The sequence below is a fragment of the Ferrovibrio sp. genome (assembly GCF_002796975.1).
Classification (GTDB): Bacteria; Pseudomonadota; Alphaproteobacteria; order Ferrovibrionales; family Ferrovibrionaceae; genus Ferrovibrio.
The window spans coordinates 64,190-83,576 of record NZ_PEKV01000006.1 but is presented as its reverse complement, the minus strand read 5'-3'; the positions used below and the strand labels follow the sequence as shown (position 1 = coordinate 83,576).

Here is a 19,387-nt window from a genome sequence, read left to right as displayed (position 1 = left end):
TCCGATGGCGGCGATGCCGATTACTTCACGCCGGCAGGCTCCAGCGTGCGCAAGGCGCTGCTGCGCACGCCGATCGACGGCGCGCGGCTCACCTCGGGCTTCGGCCTGCGCCGCCATCCGATCCTCGGCTACAGCCTGATGCATAAGGGCGTCGATTTCGGCGCGCAGACCGGCACGCCGATCCAGGCCGCCGGCGACGGCGTGGTCGAAACGGCCGGCTGGCATGGCGGCTACGGTCAGTATGTCCGCATCAAGCACGGCAACGGCTATGCCACGGCCTATGCGCATATGAGCCGCATCGGCGTGAAGAACGGCCAGCGCGTGCGCCAGGGCCAGGTGATCGGCGCCGTCGGCACCACCGGCCGCTCGACCGGCCCGCATTTGCATTATGAAGTGATGCAGAACGGCAAGCAGATCAGTCCGACCGGCGTGCGCTTCCCTTCGGGCCGCAAGCTGGAAGGCCGCGAATTCGAGCGCTTCCGTCGCGCTGCCGGCGCCCTCGACGAGGAATTCCGCGAAACGCCGCAGCTCGCGCTGCTTAACCGTGGTGACTAGCTTCCTCTAGCAGCCAGTCGACCAGCATCTTCACCAGCGGGCGCCTGAACTGTGCCTGCGGGCCGACGATGTAATAGCGCCAGTCCGACAGCCAGCTCTGCTCGAACAGCCGCACCAGCCGGCCCCTGGCCAGATGCTCGCCCAGATGCGGCGCACGGCCCAGCGCCACGCCCTGTCCCGCCACGGCCGCCGCCACCAGCACATTTGAGTCCGTGAAGAACAGCCCGCGCTCGGCTGACCCGGCGCGCAGGCCCTCGCGTTCGAACCAGCGCGGCCAGCTCATCCACGGCTGTTCGGGATGTGCATCCATGTCATGCAGCAGCTGATGCTGCGCCAGATCCTCGAAGCGGTTGAGCGGCAGACCGCCGTGCAGCAGCGCCGGTGAAGCCACCGGGAACAGCTCCTCGTCCAGCAGATGAATCGCCTGCAGGCCCTTGAACGGCCCGGCGCCAAACCGGATCGCGATATCGACATCCTCGCGGGCGAAATCGACCAGCCGCCGCGAGGTATCGATGCGCAGGTCGATGCCGGGATACTGCGCGCGGAAGCGGCCCAGTCGCGGCACCAGCCAGCCGGCGGCAAACGAGGCCAGCATGGTGATGGTGATGGTGCCGCTCGCCTGACCCTCTTTCAGATGCGCGGTGGCCGAGGCGAGCCGGTCGAGGCCTTCCGTGAGCCCCGGCAGATAGGCGCGGCCGGCATTGGTCAGGCTCAGGCCGCGCGGCTGGCGCAGGAACAGTGCCACCTGCAGCTGCGCTTCCAGCCCCTTCACCTGCTGGCTGACCGCAGCCGCCGTGACGCCGAGTTCTTCCGCTGCCAGCGCAAAACTCGAATGGCGGGCGGCGGCCTCGAAGGCGCGCAGGGCATTCAATGGCGGCAGGCGGCGGCGCATGGCGCCAGTATGGCTTAGCTTTTCTATCCCTTCCAGCGAGAAACTCTGGTTTGCGAGTAAGCCCAGCTTACGTCAGGGTCGCTCCACCCCCGACCGGAAGGCCATCATGCTGACGCTCTACGACTATCTCGATTCCGGCAACGGCTATAAATGCCGGCTGCTGCTGGCGCTGCTCAAGACGCCCTACACCCGCGTCGAACTCGATCTCGATAAAGGCGAGACGCGTACCCATGCGTTTCTCGCCAAGAACCCGAATGGCCGCATCCCTGCACTCGAACTGGAAGACGGCCCGGGAAATACTGTTGTGCTGCCGGAGAGCAACGCCATTCTCTACTACCTCGCCGATGGCAGCGCCTACCTGCCACAAAGCCGTCTGGCGCGCGCGCAGGTGATGCAGTGGCTGTTCTTCGAGCAGTACAGCCACGAGCCCTATGTCGCCACGCCGCGCTGGATCATCCGTCATATGGGCCGCAATCATCCGCGCATGGCCGAAATGCCCGAACGGCTGGAAAAAGGCCGCGCGGCGTTTGCGGTGATGGAACAGCATCTGCAGCGCAACGACTTCTTCGTCGCCAACCGCTACACCATCGCCGACATCGCACTCTACGCCTATACGCATCGCGCCCATGAAGGCGACCACGACCTGGCGCCGTATCCGGCTTTGCGCAACTGGCTCGACCGCGTCGCGACACAGCCCGGTCACATAAAGATGCTCCCAACCGACTGACCGCAGCCTGTATGCTGGGCTCCAGCAAAGGAGCCCGGCACATGGCCAAGCGCACCGAAACCAAGACCCGCAGCGGCGACCGCGACCTGCATCCCGAAACGCAGATGATGTCTTACGGCTACAATCCCTTCCTGTCGGAAGGCGCCGTGAAGCCGCCGGTCTTCCTCACCTCCACCTTCGCCTACAAAACTGCCGAGGACGGCGCCGCCTTCTTCGACCTGATGGCCGGCCGCACCAGGCTGCCGCCCGGCGAGAAAGCCGGGCTGATCTACAGCCGCTTCAACCATCCCAATCTCGAGATCATCGAGGACCGCCTGGCTTTGCTCGAAGGCGCCGAAGCGGCGGCCGTGTTTTCCAGCGGCATGGCGGCGATTGCCAGTGCCTTCCTGACTTTCCTGCGGCCCGGCGACACCCTGCTGCATTCCTCGCCGCTCTACGGCGGCACCGAGACGATGATCCGCAAGGTGCTGCCCGAATTCGGCATCTCCACCGCCGAATTCCATGACGGCCTGCATGACCGCGACATCACGGCGGCCGCGCAATCCGCCAAAGGCCGTATCGTCATGATCTTCATCGAGACGCCGGCCAACCCCAACAACGCCATGGTCGACTTCGCCATGGTGTCGAAGGCGGCAGACGCCATTGCCGCGAAACAGGGCGGTCAGCGCCCGCTGATCGTCTGCGACAACACCATGCTCGGCCCGATCTTCCAGAAACCGCTGCAGCATGGAGTCGATATCGCGGTTTACTCGCTGACCAAATATGTCGGCGGCCACAGCGACCTGGTCGCCGGCAGCGCGGTCGGCGCGAAAGTGCATCTCGACCGCATCCGCAGCTACCGCAACACCTTTGGCAGCCAGCTCGACCCGCATTCGAGCTGGATGATCGCCCGCTCGCTGGAAACGCTCGTCATCCGCATGACCCGCGCCGCCGAGTCCGGCCGCAAGGTGGCCCAGTGGCTCAACACCAATCCGCATATGCCCGTTCAGGTGCATCATCCCGAATTCATCACCGACAATACCTACCAGGAGGTCTATGCCCGCCAGTGCAGTGGCCCGGGCTCGACCTTCGCCTTCACGCTGAAGGGCGCCACCCGGCAACAGGCCTTCCGTGTGATCAACGCACTGCAGCTCTTCAAATCGGCGGTCAGCCTCGGCGGCACGGAATCGCTGATGTGCCACCCGGCCTCCACGACGCATTCCGGCGTCGGCAAGGCGATCCTCGATCAGCTCGGCGTCACCGAAGGCCTGATCCGCGTCTCCATCGGGCTGGAACATCCCGACGACCTGATCGACGACCTCGACGGTGCGTTCAAAGAGGCGCTGGGTTCCTAATTCGTCGTCCCCGCGAAAGCGGGGACCCAGTCGGACCGTTGTTCTGGATTCCCGCTTTCGCGGGAATGACGAGACTACTTAGAGAAATAGCAACGGGGCAGCTTTCGCTGCCCCGTTTCCGATTCTTACTCTGCCGCCATGTCCACGGCGCGGCCCTGGATCAGCAGCCCGGTGGCGTTGGCGCTCACACTCACTGTCGCGCCATCCGGGATGGTGCCCTCCAGGATCATGCTGGCGAGCGGGTTCTGCAGCGCGCGCTGGATCACGCGCTTCAGCGGCCGCGCACCATAGACCGGATCGTAGCCGGCATCGGCCAGCCACTTCTTGGCGGCATCGTCCAGCTTCAGTTCGATCTTGCGATCGGCCAGCAGCTTGCGCAGGCGCATGAGCTGGATATCGACAATCCCGGTCATGTTGTCGCGGCTCAGGCGACGGAACAGGATCACTTCATCCAGCCGGTTCAAAAATTCCGGCCGGAAGCTGGCGCGCACCACTTCCATCACCTGATGGCGCGTCGCTTCGTCGATCTGCTCGCCTTCGGCGCGGGCGAGATGCTCGCTGCCCAGATTCGAGGTCAGGATGATCACGGTATTCTTGAAATCCACCGTGCGGCCCTGGCCATCTGTGAGGCGGCCGTCATCCAGCACCTGGAGCAGCACGTTGAACACATCGGGATGCGCCTTTTCGACCTCGTCGAACAGGATCACCTGATAGGGCCGGCGGCGCACCGCTTCGGTGAGCGCACCGCCCTCGTCATAACCGACATAGCCCGGCGGCGCGCCGATCAGGCGGCTGACGGCATGCTTCTCCATGTATTCCGACATATCGATGCGCACCATGGCGCTGTCGTCGTCGAACATGAACTCGGCGAGCGCCTTGGTCAGTTCGGTCTTGCCCACACCGGTGGGACCGAGGAAGAGGAACGAACCTATCGGACGGTTCGGATCCTGCAACCCGGCACGCGCGCGGCGGACCGCATTGGCCACGGCCACCAGCGCATCGTCCTGGCCGACCACGCGGGTGGCCAGACGGCCTTCCATCTTGAGCAGCCTCTCGCGCTCGCCCGACAGCATCTTGTCGACCGGAATGCCGGTCCAGCGCGACACCACGCCGGCGATATCGCTCTCGGTGACCGCCTCGCGCACGATGGCTTTCTTCTCGCCGCCGCTGCCGCCCTTCTCGGCTTCCCGCAGCTTGCGTTCCAGATCCGGGATCACGCCATAGGACAGTTCCGAGGCGCGGTTCCAGTCCGACTTGCGCTGCGCCTGTTCGAGATCGAGGCGGGCCGCGTCGAGCTGTTCCTTCAGCTTCTGCGCGTCGCCGAGCTTGTCCTTCTCGCCCTGCCAGGCGGCGGTCAGCGCGGTCGACTCTTCCTCGATGTCGGCCAGCTCCTTTTCCAGCTTGCCGAGACGATCCTTGGAGGCCGGATCGGTCTCCTTTTTCAGCGCCTCGCGCTCGATCTTGAGCTGCATGATGCGGCGGTCGAGTTCGTCCAGCGCTTCGGGCTTGGAATCGACTTCCATGCGCAGGCGCGAGGCGGCCTCATCGACCAGGTCGATGGCTTTATCCGGCAGGAAACGATCCGTGATGTAGCGGTTCGACAAAGTGGCCGCAGCGACAATCGCGCTGTCGGTGATGCGCACGCCATGGTGCACTTCATATTTCTCTTTCAACCCGCGCAGGATCGAGATGGTGTCTTCCACGGTCGGCTCGCCGACGAAGACCGACTGGAAGCGCCGCGCCAGTGCCGCATCCTTCTCGATATACTTGCGATACTCATCAAGTGTCGTCGCGCCAACGCAATGCAGCTCGCCGCGCGCCAGGGCAGGTTTCAGCAGATTGGACGCATCCATCGCGCCGTCTGCTTTACCTGCGCCGACCAGCGTGTGCAGCTCGTCGATGAACAGCACGATCTGGCCGTCCGCCGAGGTGACCTCGGCCAGCACGGCTTTCAGGCGCTCCTCGAATTCGCCGCGGAATTTCGCGCCGGCGATCATGGCGCCGAGATCCAGCGCCATCAGGCGCTTGTTCTTCAGGCTTTCCGGCACGTCGCCCTTGGCAATGCGCAAAGCCAGGCCTTCGACGATGGCGGTCTTGCCGACGCCGGGTTCGCCGATCAGCACGGGGTTGTTCTTGGTCCGGCGCGACAGCACCTGGATGGTGCGCCGAATCTCTTCATCGCGGCCGATCACCGGATCGAGCTTGCCGCTTTCGGCCGCCTCGGTGAGATCGCGCGCGTATTTTTTCAGCGCGTCATAGGCCTGTTCGGCCGAGGCAGAATCCGCCTTGCGGCCCTTGCGCATATCCTGGATGGCTTTTTCCAGCGCCTGCGGCGTCACGTTGCCGGCTTTCAGCGCCTCGGCGGCCGGCGTGCCGGCCTGCATGGCCAGTGCCTGCAGCAGGCGTTCGACGGCGACGAAACTGTCGCCGGATTTTTCGCGCAGCTTTTCGGCGGCCTCGAACAGGCGCGCCATTTCGGGCGCCAGATAGAGATTGCCGGCGCCACCGCCTTCCACCTTGGGCATCCGGGCCAGCGCGTCTTCATTTCGCGCCTTGACGACGTCAGGATTGCCGCCGGCCGCCTTGATCAGGCCAGCCACCATGCCTTCGGGGTCGTCGATCAGAACTTTCAGCAGATGCTCGGGCGCGAAACGCTGATGCCCGCGCGCCAGGGCCATATTCTGTGCCGCCTGGAAAAAGCCGCGGCTGCGCTCGGTGTATTTCTCGAAATCCATCTCAGAACTCCTCATAGGCAGCCCGATATGACAATCCCCGCCAGGCGGCAGATTGCGGCTGGGCTCCGCACCGCTGATGTGGGAAGCCGGAGGCAGGCTACAAGGGGAGACGCGCCAAATTCGTTAAGAATCCGGTGCGCCGCCGCGCCCAGTATCGCCGCCTGCACCGCCATTGACCTGCCCCTCCGCAGGCAGATGCGCCAGACCGGGACTGTTCAGATCAACGCCGGGCGGGTGCCGCGGTTCGCCGGGTCGTACAGGCGGGCGCGACCAGTGCAGACGCGTTGTCTGCCGGGGCTGGTCCGGGTTCGCAGCGCTTCGTTCGTGTTCGTTGGCGTTCGTTTCGGTTCGTTTGGCTTCGTTGGCGTTCGTTTCGCTTCGTTCTGGCTCGTTTGCGCTCGTTTGGCTTCGCTGCGATGTGCCGGTCCCGGCCGCTGCCTCGACAGCCGCGCGCACCGCATCCTCGGCGCGCCAGATTTCCATCTGCAGGTCCATCCGCCGTTTCTCCTCCGCCATGCGGCGGCGGAAAGCCATATTCGGCGGCGGCGCTCCGGTCTCGCCCAGCTGTTCGATTCGCCTGGCCAAGGCCGGGGTCTTCGCCTCCGCCGCGCGTTCGGCCTCGTCCAGCAGGCAGCGCAGCATCCCGCCGTCCAGATTTTCCGGCTGGCGACCCAGCGCCACCATCGCGCTGCGCCCGGTGCCTTCCAACAGCAGATCGGCCAGATACTTCTGGCGTTCGATGGCCTGTCGCAGATAGGTGCGGAAGCGCAGGCTTTTGCGCAGATGCCGCCAGATGCGGTCCTCGTCGATGGCGAGGCCGGCGGCAATGGCGCCCGGCTTCTCACCCTCGGCCAGGCGGCGCGCGACCTCGCGCCAGGGAATCATGACGGGCCGGGCGCGGGTCTTAGCCGGAGATGCTGGGGTGGGGTCAGGCTGGCTCATGGTCTCGCTCCTTGACAGATTGAGAACAAATATAGTATATAGGAAAATAAACTTCAACTCCTATTCTCTTGCTTGAATACATCCTATAGGATGTCATATTCTATAGGGTATGAAACGGTTGGTTTTCGACAGCAGTATCCTGGTCGCGGGATTGCGCAGTCGAACTGGTGCAAGCAATGCCCTGCTGATACAGGCCGCGCAGGGCAGATTCAGGCCGCTATGCACCACGGCGCTGTTCCTGGAATACGAGGCCGTGCTGTGCCGTGCAGAGCATCGGCTGGCGCACGGGCTGGGTGAAGCCGCCATTGCAGCTTTTCTGGCCGCTTTCGCCGCAGCCGCCGAGCCCGTCGAGCTACATTTCCTCTGGCGTCCTCAATTGCAGGATGCTGCCGATGAAATGGTTCTTGAAGCAGCGGTGAACGGGCGCGCCGATGCAATCGTGACCCATAACCTGCGCGATTTCGCAGCGGCGACGGCGAAATTCGGTATTGCAGTGATGCCGCCAGCACAGATGCTGAAGGAGTTTGCACCATGAGCAAGGCAACCTATCCACTGAAGCTGCCCGTCTCGGTGAAGACCGCAGCGGCGCGTCTCGCCAGACAGGATGGCGTTTCACTCAATCAGTGGATTGCTTCCGCTGTGGCTGAGAAAGTCGGCAGCATCGAAACCGCCGCCGNNCCGCCCGGCACATAGCGATAGAGCGTGCTGGCGGCGATGCCGAGTTCGGCGGCGACGCCTTCGATGGTGCGGCCGGGCTGCGCCAGCAGCTGGCGCGCTTCGGCCAGCCGGGTGGCATCCAGCGCGCGCGGCCGGCCGGCACGCCTTTCTTCCGGGCTGATGTCGGCCAGGCCAGCGCGTTTGCGGAATTCGGAGCGGAATTCATGCGGCGTGCCCTGCACATCCTTGATCGGCACGTCGTCGCGCGCGCCGAGATAGACATTCTCGATCCGCATGCCCTTCACCGTTTCAGCCGATGGCGGGTGTTCGGCGCCGACCTTGGCCTGTAGAGCGTTCCTGAGCTTGGCCGAGGCTTTGGCCAGCCGCATGATCCGGTTGAACATGCCCTTGCCGTAGGCGTCATGCGCCGCCATGGCGAGCAGCACCAGATCGCCCTCGGTCTTGCGCAGCAGGTCGCCTGCCAGCATGTGTTCCTCGAAATCGAAATGCTCTTTCCTGGCCGTCACGCGCGCCTTCCCGGAATCAATTCTCTAAATATGAGCGATCTGTTATTTTTAAGAGCGGGATTTAGAGGAATCAACCCGCCGTGGCGGCGGGACACGGCCGGCGAGTCACAGCTTTACCTGCCCGGCCGACTCCCCTAAACACTGGGCAACCCTCCTGACCGGATCCATTTCCCCATGTGCGGCATTGCCGGCTTCCTGACCTGGCGCGGAACCCCCGCCGACCTGCTGCAGCGGCAGGTGAAGGCGATGACCGACGCCATCGCCTATCGCGGTCCCGATGCCGATACCAGCTGGGTGGATGCTGGTGCCGGCCTGGCGCTGGGCCATCGCCGGCTTGCCATCGTCGACCTGACGCCGACCGGCGCGCAGCCGATGCTGAGCGCCAACGAGCGCTTCGTCATCTGCTACAACGGCGAGATCTTCAACGCCGCCGATGTGGCGCGCGATCTGCCTGGCGTCAATTTCCGCGGCACCAGCGATACCGAGGTTCTGCTGGAAGCCTGCGTCGCTTGGGGCGTCGAGGCAGCCGTGTCGCGTTTCATCGGCATGTTTGCCTTCGCGCTGTGGGACCGTAAAGACCGCAAAATCTGGCTGGTGCGCGACCGGCTCGGCATCAAGCCGGTCTACTGGACGAAGCAGAGCACCGCCAACGGTCCGGCCCTGCTGTTCGGCTCGGAGCTGAAGGCGCTGACCGCCTATCCCGACTGGCAGCCGAAACTGGATCGCGCAGCATTAGCTGGCTATCTGCGCTACGGCTATGTGCCGGCGCCACGCTCGATCTATGAAGGCGTGCAGAAGCTGCCACCCGGCCATATCCTGCGCATGGACGCGGACGGCACCGAGACGCTGACCTGCTTCTGGGATCTGCGCCAGATCGCGCGCGACGGCGTGCGTAACCGCGATACGCGGCCCGAGGCCGAGCAGCTGGAAGCGTTGCACGAGTTGCTGAAGGATGCCGTGAAGCGCCGCATGCTGGCCGATGTGCCGCTGGGTGCATTCCTTTCGGGCGGCATCGACTCGTCCACGGTCGTGGCGCTGATGCAGGCACAGTCGGCGCAGGCTGTGAAGACCTTCTCCATCGGCTTCCAGGACGAGGCCTTCAACGAGGCCGATCATGCCCGCAGCGTCGCAAAGCATCTGGGCACCGACCATACCGAACTGGTGATCGATCCGGCGCATGCGCGCGATGTGATCCCCGATCTGCCCTTCATGTATGACGAGCCGTTTTCCGACTCATCCCAGATTCCCACCTATCTTGTCTCCAAACTGGCGCGCGAAAAGGTGACGGTGTCGCTGTCGGGCGACGGCGGCGACGAGATTTTCGCCGGCTATGTGCGCTATCTCGGCATCGACCGCGTCTGGAATGGCGTTGGCGCCCTGCCGGCCGGTCTGCGCAGGGCCGGCGTGAGCGCCATCCAGCTGCTGTCGCCCGATGCCTGGGACGCCCTGTTCAGTCCGGTGCCTGCCCGCTACAAGCCGAAATTCCTCGGCGACAAGATCCACAAGGGCGCGGCGATCCTGGCCCAGGCCGATCCCGATGCGATGTATGGCGCACTGGTCTCGCAATGGGATGGCGAAGCGCTGGCCGGAATATCTTCTCGGGGTGGCCTGACGCGCACGCCCCATGACGCCACGCTGCGCGACGATCTGCCCGAGACGATTGCGCGGCTGCGCTATCGCGACATGACCACCTATCTGCCCGACGACATCCTGACCAAGGTGGATCGCGCCAGCATGGCCGTCGCGCTGGAAGCGCGCGTGCCGCTGCTGGATCACCGTGTGGTGGAATATGCCTGGACCCTGCCGCCGGATCGCCTGCTGCAAGGGAACCAGGGCAAGAAGCTGCTGCGGCAGGTTCTCTATAAGTACGTGCCGCGCGAGATGGTGGAACGGCCCAAGACCGGCTTCGGCATACCGGTCGGCGACTGGCTGCGCGGGCCGCTGCGCGACTGGGCCGAAGACCTGCTGTCGGAAGCGAAGCTGCGCCAGGACGGGCTGATCGATCCGGCGCCGGTCAGGCTGCGCTGGCAGGAACACTTAAGCGGTAAACGGAACTGGCAGCACAGCCTGTGGACGGTGCTGATGTTCCAGGCCTGGCGCACGCGCTGGGGCGCTGCGGCCACGCTTTAAACCGGACTCGCCAAAAGCGGGAATTTCCCCTGCGGCAGAGGCACTTGGCAGGCGCGGTGGAACTCTGCCCACAGCGGGACGGTTCGTTGACAGCCCCCGGGGCGGGTTATAGTGTGCAGCGCGAAAAAGCTGGCGCCCAAGTGTGGTCTTTGGCCATTCGGGCCGCCAAAATCCGTTTTTCTCGCCGCATTATTGCTAACAATCAGGGTTGCATGTCCATGAAGGTACTGGTCGCGGTCAAGCGCGTGGTGGACTACAACGTCAAGATCCGCGTCAAGGCGGACAAGACGGGTGTTGATCTCGCCAACGTCAAGATGTCGATGAATCCCTTCGACGAAATCGCCGTCGAAGAAGCGGTGCGCCTGAAAGAGGCCGGCACTGCCACCGAGGTCATCGCCGTTTCGATCGGCCCGGCCCAGGCCCAGGAAACCCTTCGCACTGCCCTCGCCATGGGCGCCGACCGCGGCATCCTGGTCAAGACCGACGCCGAAGTGCAGCCGCTGGCGGTTGCCAAGATCCTCGCCAAGATTGCCGAAGCCGAAGGCCCGCAGCTGGTCATCGTTGGCAAGCAGGCGATTGATGACGACAGCAACCAGACCGGCCAGATGATGGCCGCCTTGCTGGGCTGGGCCCAGGGCACCTTTGCCAACAAGGCCAGCCTGGCCGATGGCAAGGCGACGGTGGTGCGTGAAGTGGACGGCGGCCTGGAGACGGTCGAGCTGAAGCTGCCGGCGGTGGTGACCACCGACCTGCGCCTGAACGAGCCGCGCTACGCCTCGCTGCCCAATATCATGAAAGCGAAGAAGAAGCCGATCGACGAGAAGACGCCGGAAGATTTCGGTGTCGATATCGCGCCGCGCCTCAAGACTCTCTCGGTCGAGGAGCCGCCGAAGCGCAAGGCCGGCATCAAGGTGCCGGATGTTGCGACCCTGGTGGACAAGCTGAAGACCGAAGCGGGAGTGATCTGAGATGAGCGTCCTCGTTATTGCCGAACACGATAACGCCTCGCTGAAGGGCGCGACGCTCAATGCCGTGACCGCCGCCAAGGCCATCGACGCCGATGTGCATGTGCTGGTCGCCGGTGCGAGCGCCGACGCCGCAGCCGCCGCCGCGGCCAAGGTCGCCGGTGTCGCCAAGGTGATCCATGTCGATGCCGCGCATTATGGCCATGGCCTGGCCGAGCCGCTGGCGGTGCTGGTCGCCGAACTGGGCAAGGGTTATGGCGCCATCGTGGCGCCGGAAACCACCGCGGCCAAGAATGTGCTGCCGCGCGTCGCAGCATTGCTGGATGTGATGCAGATTTCGGGCATCGTCGAAGTGAAGAGCGCCGATACCTTCGTGCGTCCGATCTATGCCGGCAACGCCATGGCGACCGTGCAGTCGAGCGACAAGATCAAGGTCATCACCGTCCGCACCACCGGTTTCGCCGCTGCCGCCGCAGACGGCGGTTCGGCCAGCGTCGAGAAGGGCACGGCTGCTGCCGATCCGGGCGTGTCGAAGTTCATCGGCCAGGAACTGCAGAAGTCGGACCGTCCGGAACTGACTGCGGCCAAGATCGTCATCTCGGGCGGTCGCGGCATGGGCTCGGGCGAAAACTTCAAGCTGATCGAAGCGGTGGCCGACAAGCTCGGTGCCGCTGTCGGCGCCAGCCGCGCCGCGGTCGATGCCGGCTTCGTGCCGAACGACTACCAGGTCGGCCAGACCGGCAAGATCGTCGCGCCGCAGCTTTACATCGCCGTCGGCATCTCGGGCGCGATCCAGCATCTCGCCGGCATGAAGGATTCGAAGGTGATCGTCGCCATCAACAAGGACGAGGAGGCGCCGATCTTCCAGGTGGCCGATTACGGCCTGGTCGGCGATCTGTTCAAGCTGCTGCCCGAACTCGAAGCGGCGCTGGCCAAGTAAGCGGAGACGGTAGACCGCATGATCAAGACCATTGGGGTGATCGGCGCAGGCCAGATGGGCAGCGGTATTGCCCATGTCTGTTCGCTGGCCGGCTATGATGTCGTGCTGCAGGACATCAACACGGCGCAGCTCGACAAGGCGCTGGAGATCATCGACGGCAACATGAACCGCCAGGTGGCGCGCGGCAAGATCACCGAGGCCGACAAGGCCAAGGCGCTGACGCATATCCGCACCTCGAACGACATCCGGGTGTTTGCCGAGACCGATTTCGTGGTCGAGGCCGCCACCGAGAACGAGGGCGTGAAGAAGAAGATCTTCGCCGACCTTTGTCCGGTGCTCAAACCCACCGCGCTGCTGGCGACCAATACCTCGTCGATCTCGGTCACCCGCCTGGCGTCGTCGACCGACCGGCCGGAAAAGTTCATGGGCATGCATTTCATGAACCCGGTGCCGGTGATGGCGCTGGTCGAGCTGATCCGCGGCATCGCCACCGACGAGGACACCTTCAAGCAGGTCCGCGACCTGACGGTGAAGCTGGGCAAGCAGCCGGCCAATTCGGAAGATTTCCCCGCCTTCATCGTCAACCGCATCCTGCTGCCGATGATCAACGAGGCGATCTACACGCTATATGAGGGCGTCGGTTCGGTCGAAGCCATCGACACCGCGATGCGTCTGGGCGCCAACCATCCGATGGGGCCGTTGCAGCTGGCCGACTTCATCGGCCTCGACACCTGCCTCTCGATCATGCAGGTGCTCTACGAGGGCCTGGCCGACAGCAAGTATCGTCCCTGCCCGCTGCTGGTGAAATATGTCGAGGCCGGCTGGCTCGGCCGCAAGACCAACCGCGGCTTCTACGACTATCGCGGCGAACACCCGACGCCGACGCGGTAAGGTGCAGCGATACCAGAGACGTAAAAAGGGGCCGTAAGGCCCCTTTTCTTTTGCCAAAACAAAATGGGATCCCGGCTCGCGCTTCGCTTGGCCGGGATGACGAAGGGAAACACTTCCGTCACCCTGGGCTTGACCCGGGGTCCCATTTTTCGCGTCACTTCTCCGCAATCGCCGCGTCGATCAGCCTGAGCGCGTCGGCCTGGTCCCATTCGGCACCGCCGATGAAACGGCCGATCTCACGGCCCTGGCGGTCGATCAGGATGGAGGTCGGCAGGCCATAGACGCCCCAGGCGCGACCCGACTTCATCGAGGTGTCGAGATAGGGGGCCAGTTTCGCCGCCCCGATCTGGCCGAGAAAGGCCTCGACCTTGGCCCGCCCGGCGCGATCCTGCGCCACCGCCAGCACGGTGAAATCCTTGCCGCCGCGCGCGTCCTGCAGCCGGTCCAGCGCCGGCATCTCCTCGCGGCAAGGCACGCACCAGGTGGCCCAGAGATTGACCAGCACGACCTTGCCCCGGAAGGCCTCCAGCGTTGCCGGCCGGTCCTTCGGGTCGAGGAATTCAGCGAGTGCGGCTGGCTTCCGCTCGGCCGAGAGGGTAAATTTCTGCATCTCGCCGGTTCGTGGCAGATCGGCCGCATGGGCAGACGCCGCCAATGCGCAAATCGCCGCCAGAACTGTCAAAACCCGTTTCATAATCTCAGCCATTCCCGATCATGCCCGCCAAGAAGAAATCAGATAAGTCCCAGAGCAAAGCGAAGCAAGCCAACAGCATGTGGGGCGGACGCTTTGCCGCAGGCCCGGCGGCGATCATGACCGAGATCAACGCCTCGATCCGCTTCGATCAGAAGCTGTATCGCCAGGATATCCGCGGCTCTAAGGCGCATTGTGCCATGCTGGTGCGACAGGGTCTCATCTCTGTTGCCGAGGGCAAGAAAATCCAGGCCGGGCTGGACACAATTCTGCGTGAGATCGAGGCCGGCAAATTCAAAATCGATCCCGCACTCGAAGACATCCACATGCATGTGGAAGCGCGGCTGTCAGACCTGATCGGTAAGCCGGCCGGACGCCTGCACACCGCGCGGTCGCGCAACGACCAGGTGGCGACCGATTTCCGCCTCTGGGTGCGCGACGCCATCGACAAGATCGACGCCGGGCTGAAGGACCTGCAGCTCACCCTGCTGCGTCGCGCCGAGGACTATGCCGATACGGTGATGCCGGGCTTTACCCATCTGCAAGCCGCGCAGCCGGTGACTTTCGGCCACCATCTGATGGCCTATGTCGAGATGGTCGGCCGCGACCGCTCGCGCCTGCAGGACGCGCGTGTGCGCCTGAACGAAAGCCCGCTGGGTGCCGCGGCACTCGCCGGTACGTCTTTGCCGATCGACCGCGACAGCACCGCGAAGGCGCTCGGCTTCGCGCGGCCGATGGCCAATTCGCTCGATGCCGTCGCCGACCGCGACTATGCGCTGGAATTCCTCTCGGCGGCCTCGATCTGCGCCGTGCATCTGTCGCGTCTTGCCGAAGAGATCGTGATCTGGACCAGCGCGCAGTTCCGTTTTGTCTCGCTGTCGGATGCCTTCACCACCGGCTCGTCGATCATGCCGCAGAAGCGCAACCCCGATGCTGCCGAACTGGTGCGCGGCAAAGTGGGGCGTATTGTCGGCAGCCTGAATGCACTGCTGATCACCATGAAGGGCCTGCCGATGACCTACGGCAAGGACATGCAGGAAGACAAGGAACCGACGTTTGACGCGGTGGAAAACCTTGAACTCTGCATCGCCGCCACCGCCGGCATGATCGCCGACCTGAAGGCCAACAAGCCGCGCATGCAGGATGCCGCCGGCGAAGGCTATACCACCGCCACCGACCTGGCCGACTGGTGCGTGCGCAAGCTGGACATGCCGTTCCGCCAGGCGCATCACGTCGCCGGCAGCCTGGTGCGGCTGGCCGAGACGCAGAACAAGCCGCTGGAAGCGCTGACGCTGGCTGAGATGCAGAGCGTGGAAAAGCGTATCAGCAAGGATGTGTTCGCCGTGCTGGGCGTGCAGAATTCGGTGAAGAGCCGCGTGTCCTATGGCGGTACCGCGCCGGCCAATGTGAAGAAGCAGGTGGCGCGCTGGCGCAAGCAGCTTGCGCAGGAGAAAAAAACGCGGGACAAGGCGTGATGGCTTTCGAGCGCGTCACCCACCCTCACCCCAACCCTCTCCCGCAAGCGGGAGAGGGAGTTTTGTTTCCCCTCGCCCGCGAGAGCGGGAGAGGGAGGGGCCCGCTGCGCAGCAGTGGGAGGGTGAGGGCTAAGGTTGCGCTTCTGCTGCTGATCCTCGCCCTGCCCGCGCTCGCCGCCTGCGGCCGCAAGGATGTGCCGGATTATCCCTCCGACGCCATCGACCGGCCCGGCGCGCTCGACCGCGAGCGCAACCGCAATCCCCGCTATTACTGAGCCACCCTTTTACGACTGAGATTGCCCGATGACCGGATTACCCTGGTTCGCCTATCGCAACGGCGTGTTGCATGCCGAGACTGTGCCGCTCGACCATATCGCCGCCGAAGTCGGCACGCCGGTTTACGTCTACAGCACCGCGGCGCTGACCGACCGCTACAAGTCTCTCGCCGATGCCTTTGCCGGCCTGCCGGTGCTGATCGCCTATGCCATGAAGGCCAATGCCAATATGGCGCTGCTGCGTCATCTNNGTCGGCAAGACCAGGCAGGAAATGGCCATTGCGCTGAAGGCCGGCAATACCGGCATCGCGCAGTTCAACGTCGAATCCGAGCCTGAGCTGGATGCGCTGTCGGCGGTTGCCGCCTCGCTCGGCGTGAAGGCGCCGGTGGCGATCCGCATCAATCCCGATGTCGATGCCAAGACGCACAAGAAGATCACCACCGGCAAGGCCGAGAACAAGTTCGGCATTTCCTACACCCGCGCCCGCGAGGTCTATGCCCATGCGGCGAAGCTGCCGGGCCTGAAGATCACCGGCGTGCATGTGCATATCGGCAGCCAGCTGACCGATCTGGCGCCCTACGAAGCCACTTTCATCAAGCTGGCTGAGCTGGTGAAGGACCTGCGCGCCGACGGCCACAACATCCAGCGCATCGATCTCGGCGGCGGCATCGGCATCACCTATGACGACGAGACGCCGCCGGACCCGAAGGCCTATGCCGATCTGGTGCGCAAATACATTGCTCCGCTCGGCTGCGAGATCGCGCTGGAGCCGGGCCGCTATATCGTGGGCAATGCCGGTCTGCTGCTGACCGCTGTCACATTCGTGAAGCCAGCTGAAGGCAAGACTTTCCTGATCCTCGATTCCGGCATGAACGACCTGATCCGTCCGGCGATGTACGAAGCCTTCCACCGCATCGTGCCCGTAAAAGCGCCAAATCCCGAAGCGGAGCTGGCGCTGGTGGACATTGTCGGGCCAGTTTGCGAGAGCGGCGACACCTTTGCCGAAGACCGCCCGATGCCACCGGTCGATAACGGGGATTTGCTCGCCATCCTTTCGGCGGGTGCGTATAGTTCTTCCATGGCCTCGACCTACAACGCCCGGCCGCTGGCCCCGGAGGTTCTGGTTCATGGCGACAAATTTGCCATCGTTCGGCGCCGCCCTAGCATTGATGAAATGACGGCCCTAGAGACCCAGCCGGCATGGCTCAGCGAGGCGAAGGCGTAAATCCCCCCGATACCACCCGGCCGGCCCAGGAAACCCCGGTGCCGGGCCAGGCGCTGTTCGCCACGCCTTTCGAACGTCGCCTGACCATCGCACGCGCCGCCCTGTTCTGGGAACGCTTCTGGCCTGCCCTGCTGCCGGCAGCAGGCGTCGTCGCCATCTTCCTCATCCTCGCCGGTTTCGATATCTGGCGCTTCACGCCGGTCTGGCTGCACTGGCTGGCGCTGGCCGGCTTCGCTGCCGCCTTCAGCTACATGCTGTGGCACGAGCTGCGCCACTTGCGCTGGCCCGACCGCGCCGCCGCCATGCGCCGGCTGGAACGCGTCAACCTTTTGCAGCATCGCCCGCTCGAAGCCGCCGCCGACAAACTCTCCGCCGAGCAGCAGGATCCGATTGCCCGCGCGCTCTGGGCGATCCACCGCGAACGCGCGCTGGCGCAGCTGGCAAAGGTGCGTGTCGGCGCGCCGGAGGCCGGCTGGTGGCGACGGGATGTCTGGGGCTTCCGCGCGGCGCTCGCGCTGCTGCTGATCGTGGCCTGGGCCAGTCCCGGCGAGGATCGCGCGCAGCGTCTGGCCGATACACTCAATCCCGGCACGGCGATGGCCCCCGGCACCTTGCTGGCGATGGATGCCTGGATCACGCCGCCGGCCTATACCGGCAAGGCGCCGCTGTTTCTGACGCGCGACGGCAAGCCGGTTCATCAGCAAACTGGGCCGGGCGATGTGGCCGCACCTCTGTCTGTGCCGACCGGCAGCCTGCTCAAACTGCGGCTGGCAGCAGCACCCGCCGGCTTCGCAATCAGGTTCGGCAAGAGCGAACAGGCGCTGCAGCCGGTCGACGAGCGCAACGGCGAAGTCGACCTCGCCATCGACCTGACACAGGGTGCTGCGCCGGTGCTGAGCCTGGTGCGGCGCGAGAAGGTGGTGGCGGAGTGGCCGCTGCAGGTGATCCCCGATCTGCCGCCGCAGATCGAGCTTGCCGGCGAGCCCAAGACCAGCCGCCGCAACGAGCTGGAAGTCGGCTTCACCGCGTATGACGATTACGGCGTGCAACAGGTGAAGATCGAGATGGCGCGCGACGGCGCCGAGCAGAGCGTGAGCCTCGACTGGCCGACGCCGCCGGCCGGTGCCGGCGAGATCGCCGACAAGCAGAGCTTCGATTTCACCGCCCATCCCTGGGCTGGCCTGCAGGTGCAGATGACGCTGGTGGCGTCTGACGCGCTCGGCCAGACCGCGCGCAGCCAGGCCGTGACGGTGACGATCCCGGCACGCCGCTTCATGCATCCGGTGGCAAAAGCCATCGTCGAGCAGCGCCGCGAGCTGGCGCTGCAGCCGCGCCAGTGGCAGCGCGTGGTGACCGCGTTGCGGGGCTTGAGCCTGGCGCCGGAGCGTTATCGCGGTGACGCCACCGCGCATCTCGGCCTGCGCATGTCGGCGGCGAGACTGAACCTCAATCGCTCGTCGGACTCCATCGCTTCCGTGCAGGATCTGCTGTGGCAGACCGCCGTGCATATCGAGGAAGGCCGCAAGACGCAGACCGACCGCGACTTCCAGGCGCTGATGGACAAGCTGCAGGATGCGCTGGATCGCAATGCCGACGATTCCGAGATCCAGCAGCTGATGCAGGACATGCGGGAGGCGATGAACCGCATGCTCGAGCAGATGATGCAGGATGCGATGGAGCGGCTGGCGCGCGGCGAGGAGCCGGAGGAGCTGGGCGAAGACGAAGAGGCCATGTCTGGCGACGACCTGCAGGACATGCTGGATCAGGCGCAGGACATGGCGCAGATGGGCGACCGCGATGCTGCGCGCGACATGCTGCAGCAGATGCAGCGCATGATGGAGGCGCTGAAGAATGGCCGCATCGCCCGCATGCCGGAGGGCCGGCAGAACCAGCGCGGACAGCGGGGTCCGCGCGGCCAGGGCCAGCAGGGCCAGATGATGCAGGAATTCGGCGAGATGCTGCGCCAGCAGCAGCAGTTGCTCGACCGCAGCTTCCGCCGCAACCAGCAGGGCCAGCGTGGCGAAGGCCAGCAGCGCGGCGAGAATGAAGCCGATGCGCGCCAGCAGGAAGAGCTGCGCCGTCGCCTGGGCGAGATGATGAACCGGCTGGGCGAGCGCGGCAGCCAGCTGCCGGATCAACTCGGCAAGGCGGACCGCGCGATGCGCGATGCGCGCGAGGCACTGCGCCGCGGCGAACCCGGCGAGGCGATGCAGGGCCAGGCCGATGCGATGGACCAGTTGCGCCAGGGCCTGAACCAGATGCAGCAGGCGCAGCGCGGCAATCCCGACGGCCAGGCGCGCGAGGCCGATTCACGGCAGAATTCGCGCAATCCGCAGCGCGATCCGCTGGGCCGCAACACGACGGGCTATGAGAATGCCGGCGAAGCGACGCAGGTGCCCGAGCTGGCGCCGGTGGAACGCGCCCG

General features: G+C 64.9%; 17 protein-coding genes. 12 read left to right on the top strand and 5 right to left on the bottom strand.

Annotated elements, in window-relative coordinates; all coding sequences use genetic code 11:
• Positions 1-555 (top strand): M23 family metallopeptidase (locus tag CTR53_RS09475; RefSeq protein ID WP_290811966.1); only part of this gene is annotated, 555 nt, incomplete at its 5' end.
• Here the strand turns inward: CTR53_RS09475 and gcvA are convergent.
• A complete protein-coding gene (gene gcvA, locus CTR53_RS09470) occupies positions 539-1,447 on the bottom strand; it encodes a transcriptional regulator GcvA (protein WP_290811963.1) in 909 nt (302 codons plus the stop codon). The two genes, CTR53_RS09475 and gcvA, sit on opposite strands and share 17 nt — an antisense overlap.
• 106 nt (positions 1,448-1,553) lie before the next feature.
• Between gcvA and CTR53_RS09465 the strand changes: the two genes are divergently transcribed.
• Positions 1,554-2,174, top strand: a complete 621-nt coding sequence (locus CTR53_RS09465; RefSeq protein WP_290811960.1) for a glutathione S-transferase family protein — start codon at positions 1,554-1,556, stop codon at positions 2,172-2,174.
• A 41-nt stretch (positions 2,175-2,215) separates the two neighbouring features.
• Complete coding sequence (locus CTR53_RS09460) at positions 2,216-3,508, top strand: cystathionine gamma-synthase family protein (protein WP_290811957.1); 1,293 nt, start codon at positions 2,216-2,218, stop codon at positions 3,506-3,508.
• A 125-nt stretch (positions 3,509-3,633) separates the two neighbouring features.
• On the opposite strand, the gene clpB is transcribed toward CTR53_RS09460, so the two are convergent.
• Both clpB and CTR53_RS09450 read right to left on the bottom strand, forming a co-directional pair.
• Complete coding sequence (clpB, locus tag CTR53_RS09455) at positions 3,634-6,243, bottom strand: ATP-dependent chaperone ClpB (protein WP_290811954.1); 2,610 nt, start codon at positions 6,241-6,243, stop codon at positions 3,634-3,636.
• A gap of 123 nt (positions 6,244-6,366) precedes the next feature.
• On the bottom strand, positions 6,367-7,185 hold the full coding sequence (locus CTR53_RS09450; RefSeq protein WP_290811951.1) for a hypothetical protein: 819 nt from the start codon (positions 7,183-7,185) through the stop codon (positions 6,367-6,369).
• A gap of 109 nt (positions 7,186-7,294) precedes the next feature.
• Here CTR53_RS09450 and CTR53_RS09445 point away from each other — a divergent pair, with 109 nt between their 5' ends.
• Positions 7,295-7,720: a putative toxin-antitoxin system toxin component, PIN family gene (locus CTR53_RS09445; protein ID WP_290811948.1), complete on the top strand. Its 426-nt coding sequence runs from the start codon at positions 7,295-7,297 to the stop codon at positions 7,718-7,720.
• An 85-nt stretch (positions 7,721-7,805) separates the two neighbouring features.
• Here CTR53_RS09445 and CTR53_RS09440 read toward each other — a convergent pair whose 3' ends face one another.
• Positions 7,806-8,369 (bottom strand): helix-turn-helix domain-containing protein, encoded by a 564-nt coding sequence (locus CTR53_RS09440; protein ID WP_290811946.1) that lies wholly within the window; start codon positions 8,367-8,369, stop codon positions 7,806-7,808.
• Positions 8,370-8,543: 174 nt separating this feature from the next.
• Here CTR53_RS09440 and asnB point away from each other — a divergent pair, with 174 nt between their 5' ends.
• From asnB to CTR53_RS09420, 4 genes are all read left to right on the top strand, one after another.
• Entirely contained in the window at positions 8,544-10,499 is a 1,956-nt protein-coding gene (gene asnB, locus CTR53_RS09435) for an asparagine synthase (glutamine-hydrolyzing) (protein ID WP_290811943.1), read from the top strand.
• 218 nt (positions 10,500-10,717) lie between these two features.
• Positions 10,718-11,467, top strand: coding sequence for an electron transfer flavoprotein subunit beta/FixA family protein (locus tag CTR53_RS09430; protein ID WP_290811969.1), 750 nt, complete (start codon positions 10,718-10,720; stop codon positions 11,465-11,467).
• Between the two features lies 1 nt (position 11,468).
• Positions 11,469-12,404: an FAD-binding protein gene (locus CTR53_RS09425; protein WP_290811940.1), complete on the top strand. Its 936-nt coding sequence runs from the start codon at positions 11,469-11,471 to the stop codon at positions 12,402-12,404.
• A gap of 18 nt (positions 12,405-12,422) precedes the next feature.
• Positions 12,423-13,295: a 3-hydroxybutyryl-CoA dehydrogenase gene (locus CTR53_RS09420; protein ID WP_290811937.1), complete on the top strand. Its 873-nt coding sequence runs from the start codon at positions 12,423-12,425 to the stop codon at positions 13,293-13,295.
• A 154-nt stretch (positions 13,296-13,449) separates the two neighbouring features.
• Here CTR53_RS09420 and CTR53_RS09415 read toward each other — a convergent pair whose 3' ends face one another.
• A complete protein-coding gene (locus CTR53_RS09415) occupies positions 13,450-13,905 on the bottom strand; it encodes a TlpA disulfide reductase family protein (protein WP_290811934.1) in 456 nt (151 codons plus the stop codon).
• A gap of 104 nt (positions 13,906-14,009) precedes the next feature.
• On the opposite strand from CTR53_RS09415, the gene argH reads away from it, so the two are divergent.
• The 4 genes from argH to CTR53_RS09395 all read left to right on the top strand — a co-directional run.
• Entirely contained in the window at positions 14,010-15,461 is a 1,452-nt protein-coding gene (gene argH / locus CTR53_RS09410; RefSeq protein ID WP_290811931.1) for an argininosuccinate lyase, read from the top strand.
• Positions 15,462-15,583: 122 nt separating this feature from the next.
• Complete coding sequence (locus CTR53_RS09405; protein WP_290811928.1) at positions 15,584-15,736, top strand: hypothetical protein; 153 nt, start codon at positions 15,584-15,586, stop codon at positions 15,734-15,736.
• Positions 15,737-16,008: 272 nt separating this feature from the next.
• Positions 16,009-16,962 carry a diaminopimelate decarboxylase gene (gene lysA / locus CTR53_RS09400; protein WP_367158960.1) on the top strand — a complete coding sequence of 318 codons (954 nt, stop codon included), beginning with the start codon at positions 16,009-16,011 and terminating at the stop codon, positions 16,960-16,962.
• The coding region (locus CTR53_RS09395; protein ID WP_290811925.1) for a TIGR02302 family protein at positions 16,938-19,387 on the top strand (2,450 nt) is incomplete at its 3' end. The genes lysA and CTR53_RS09395, both read left to right, overlap by 25 nt.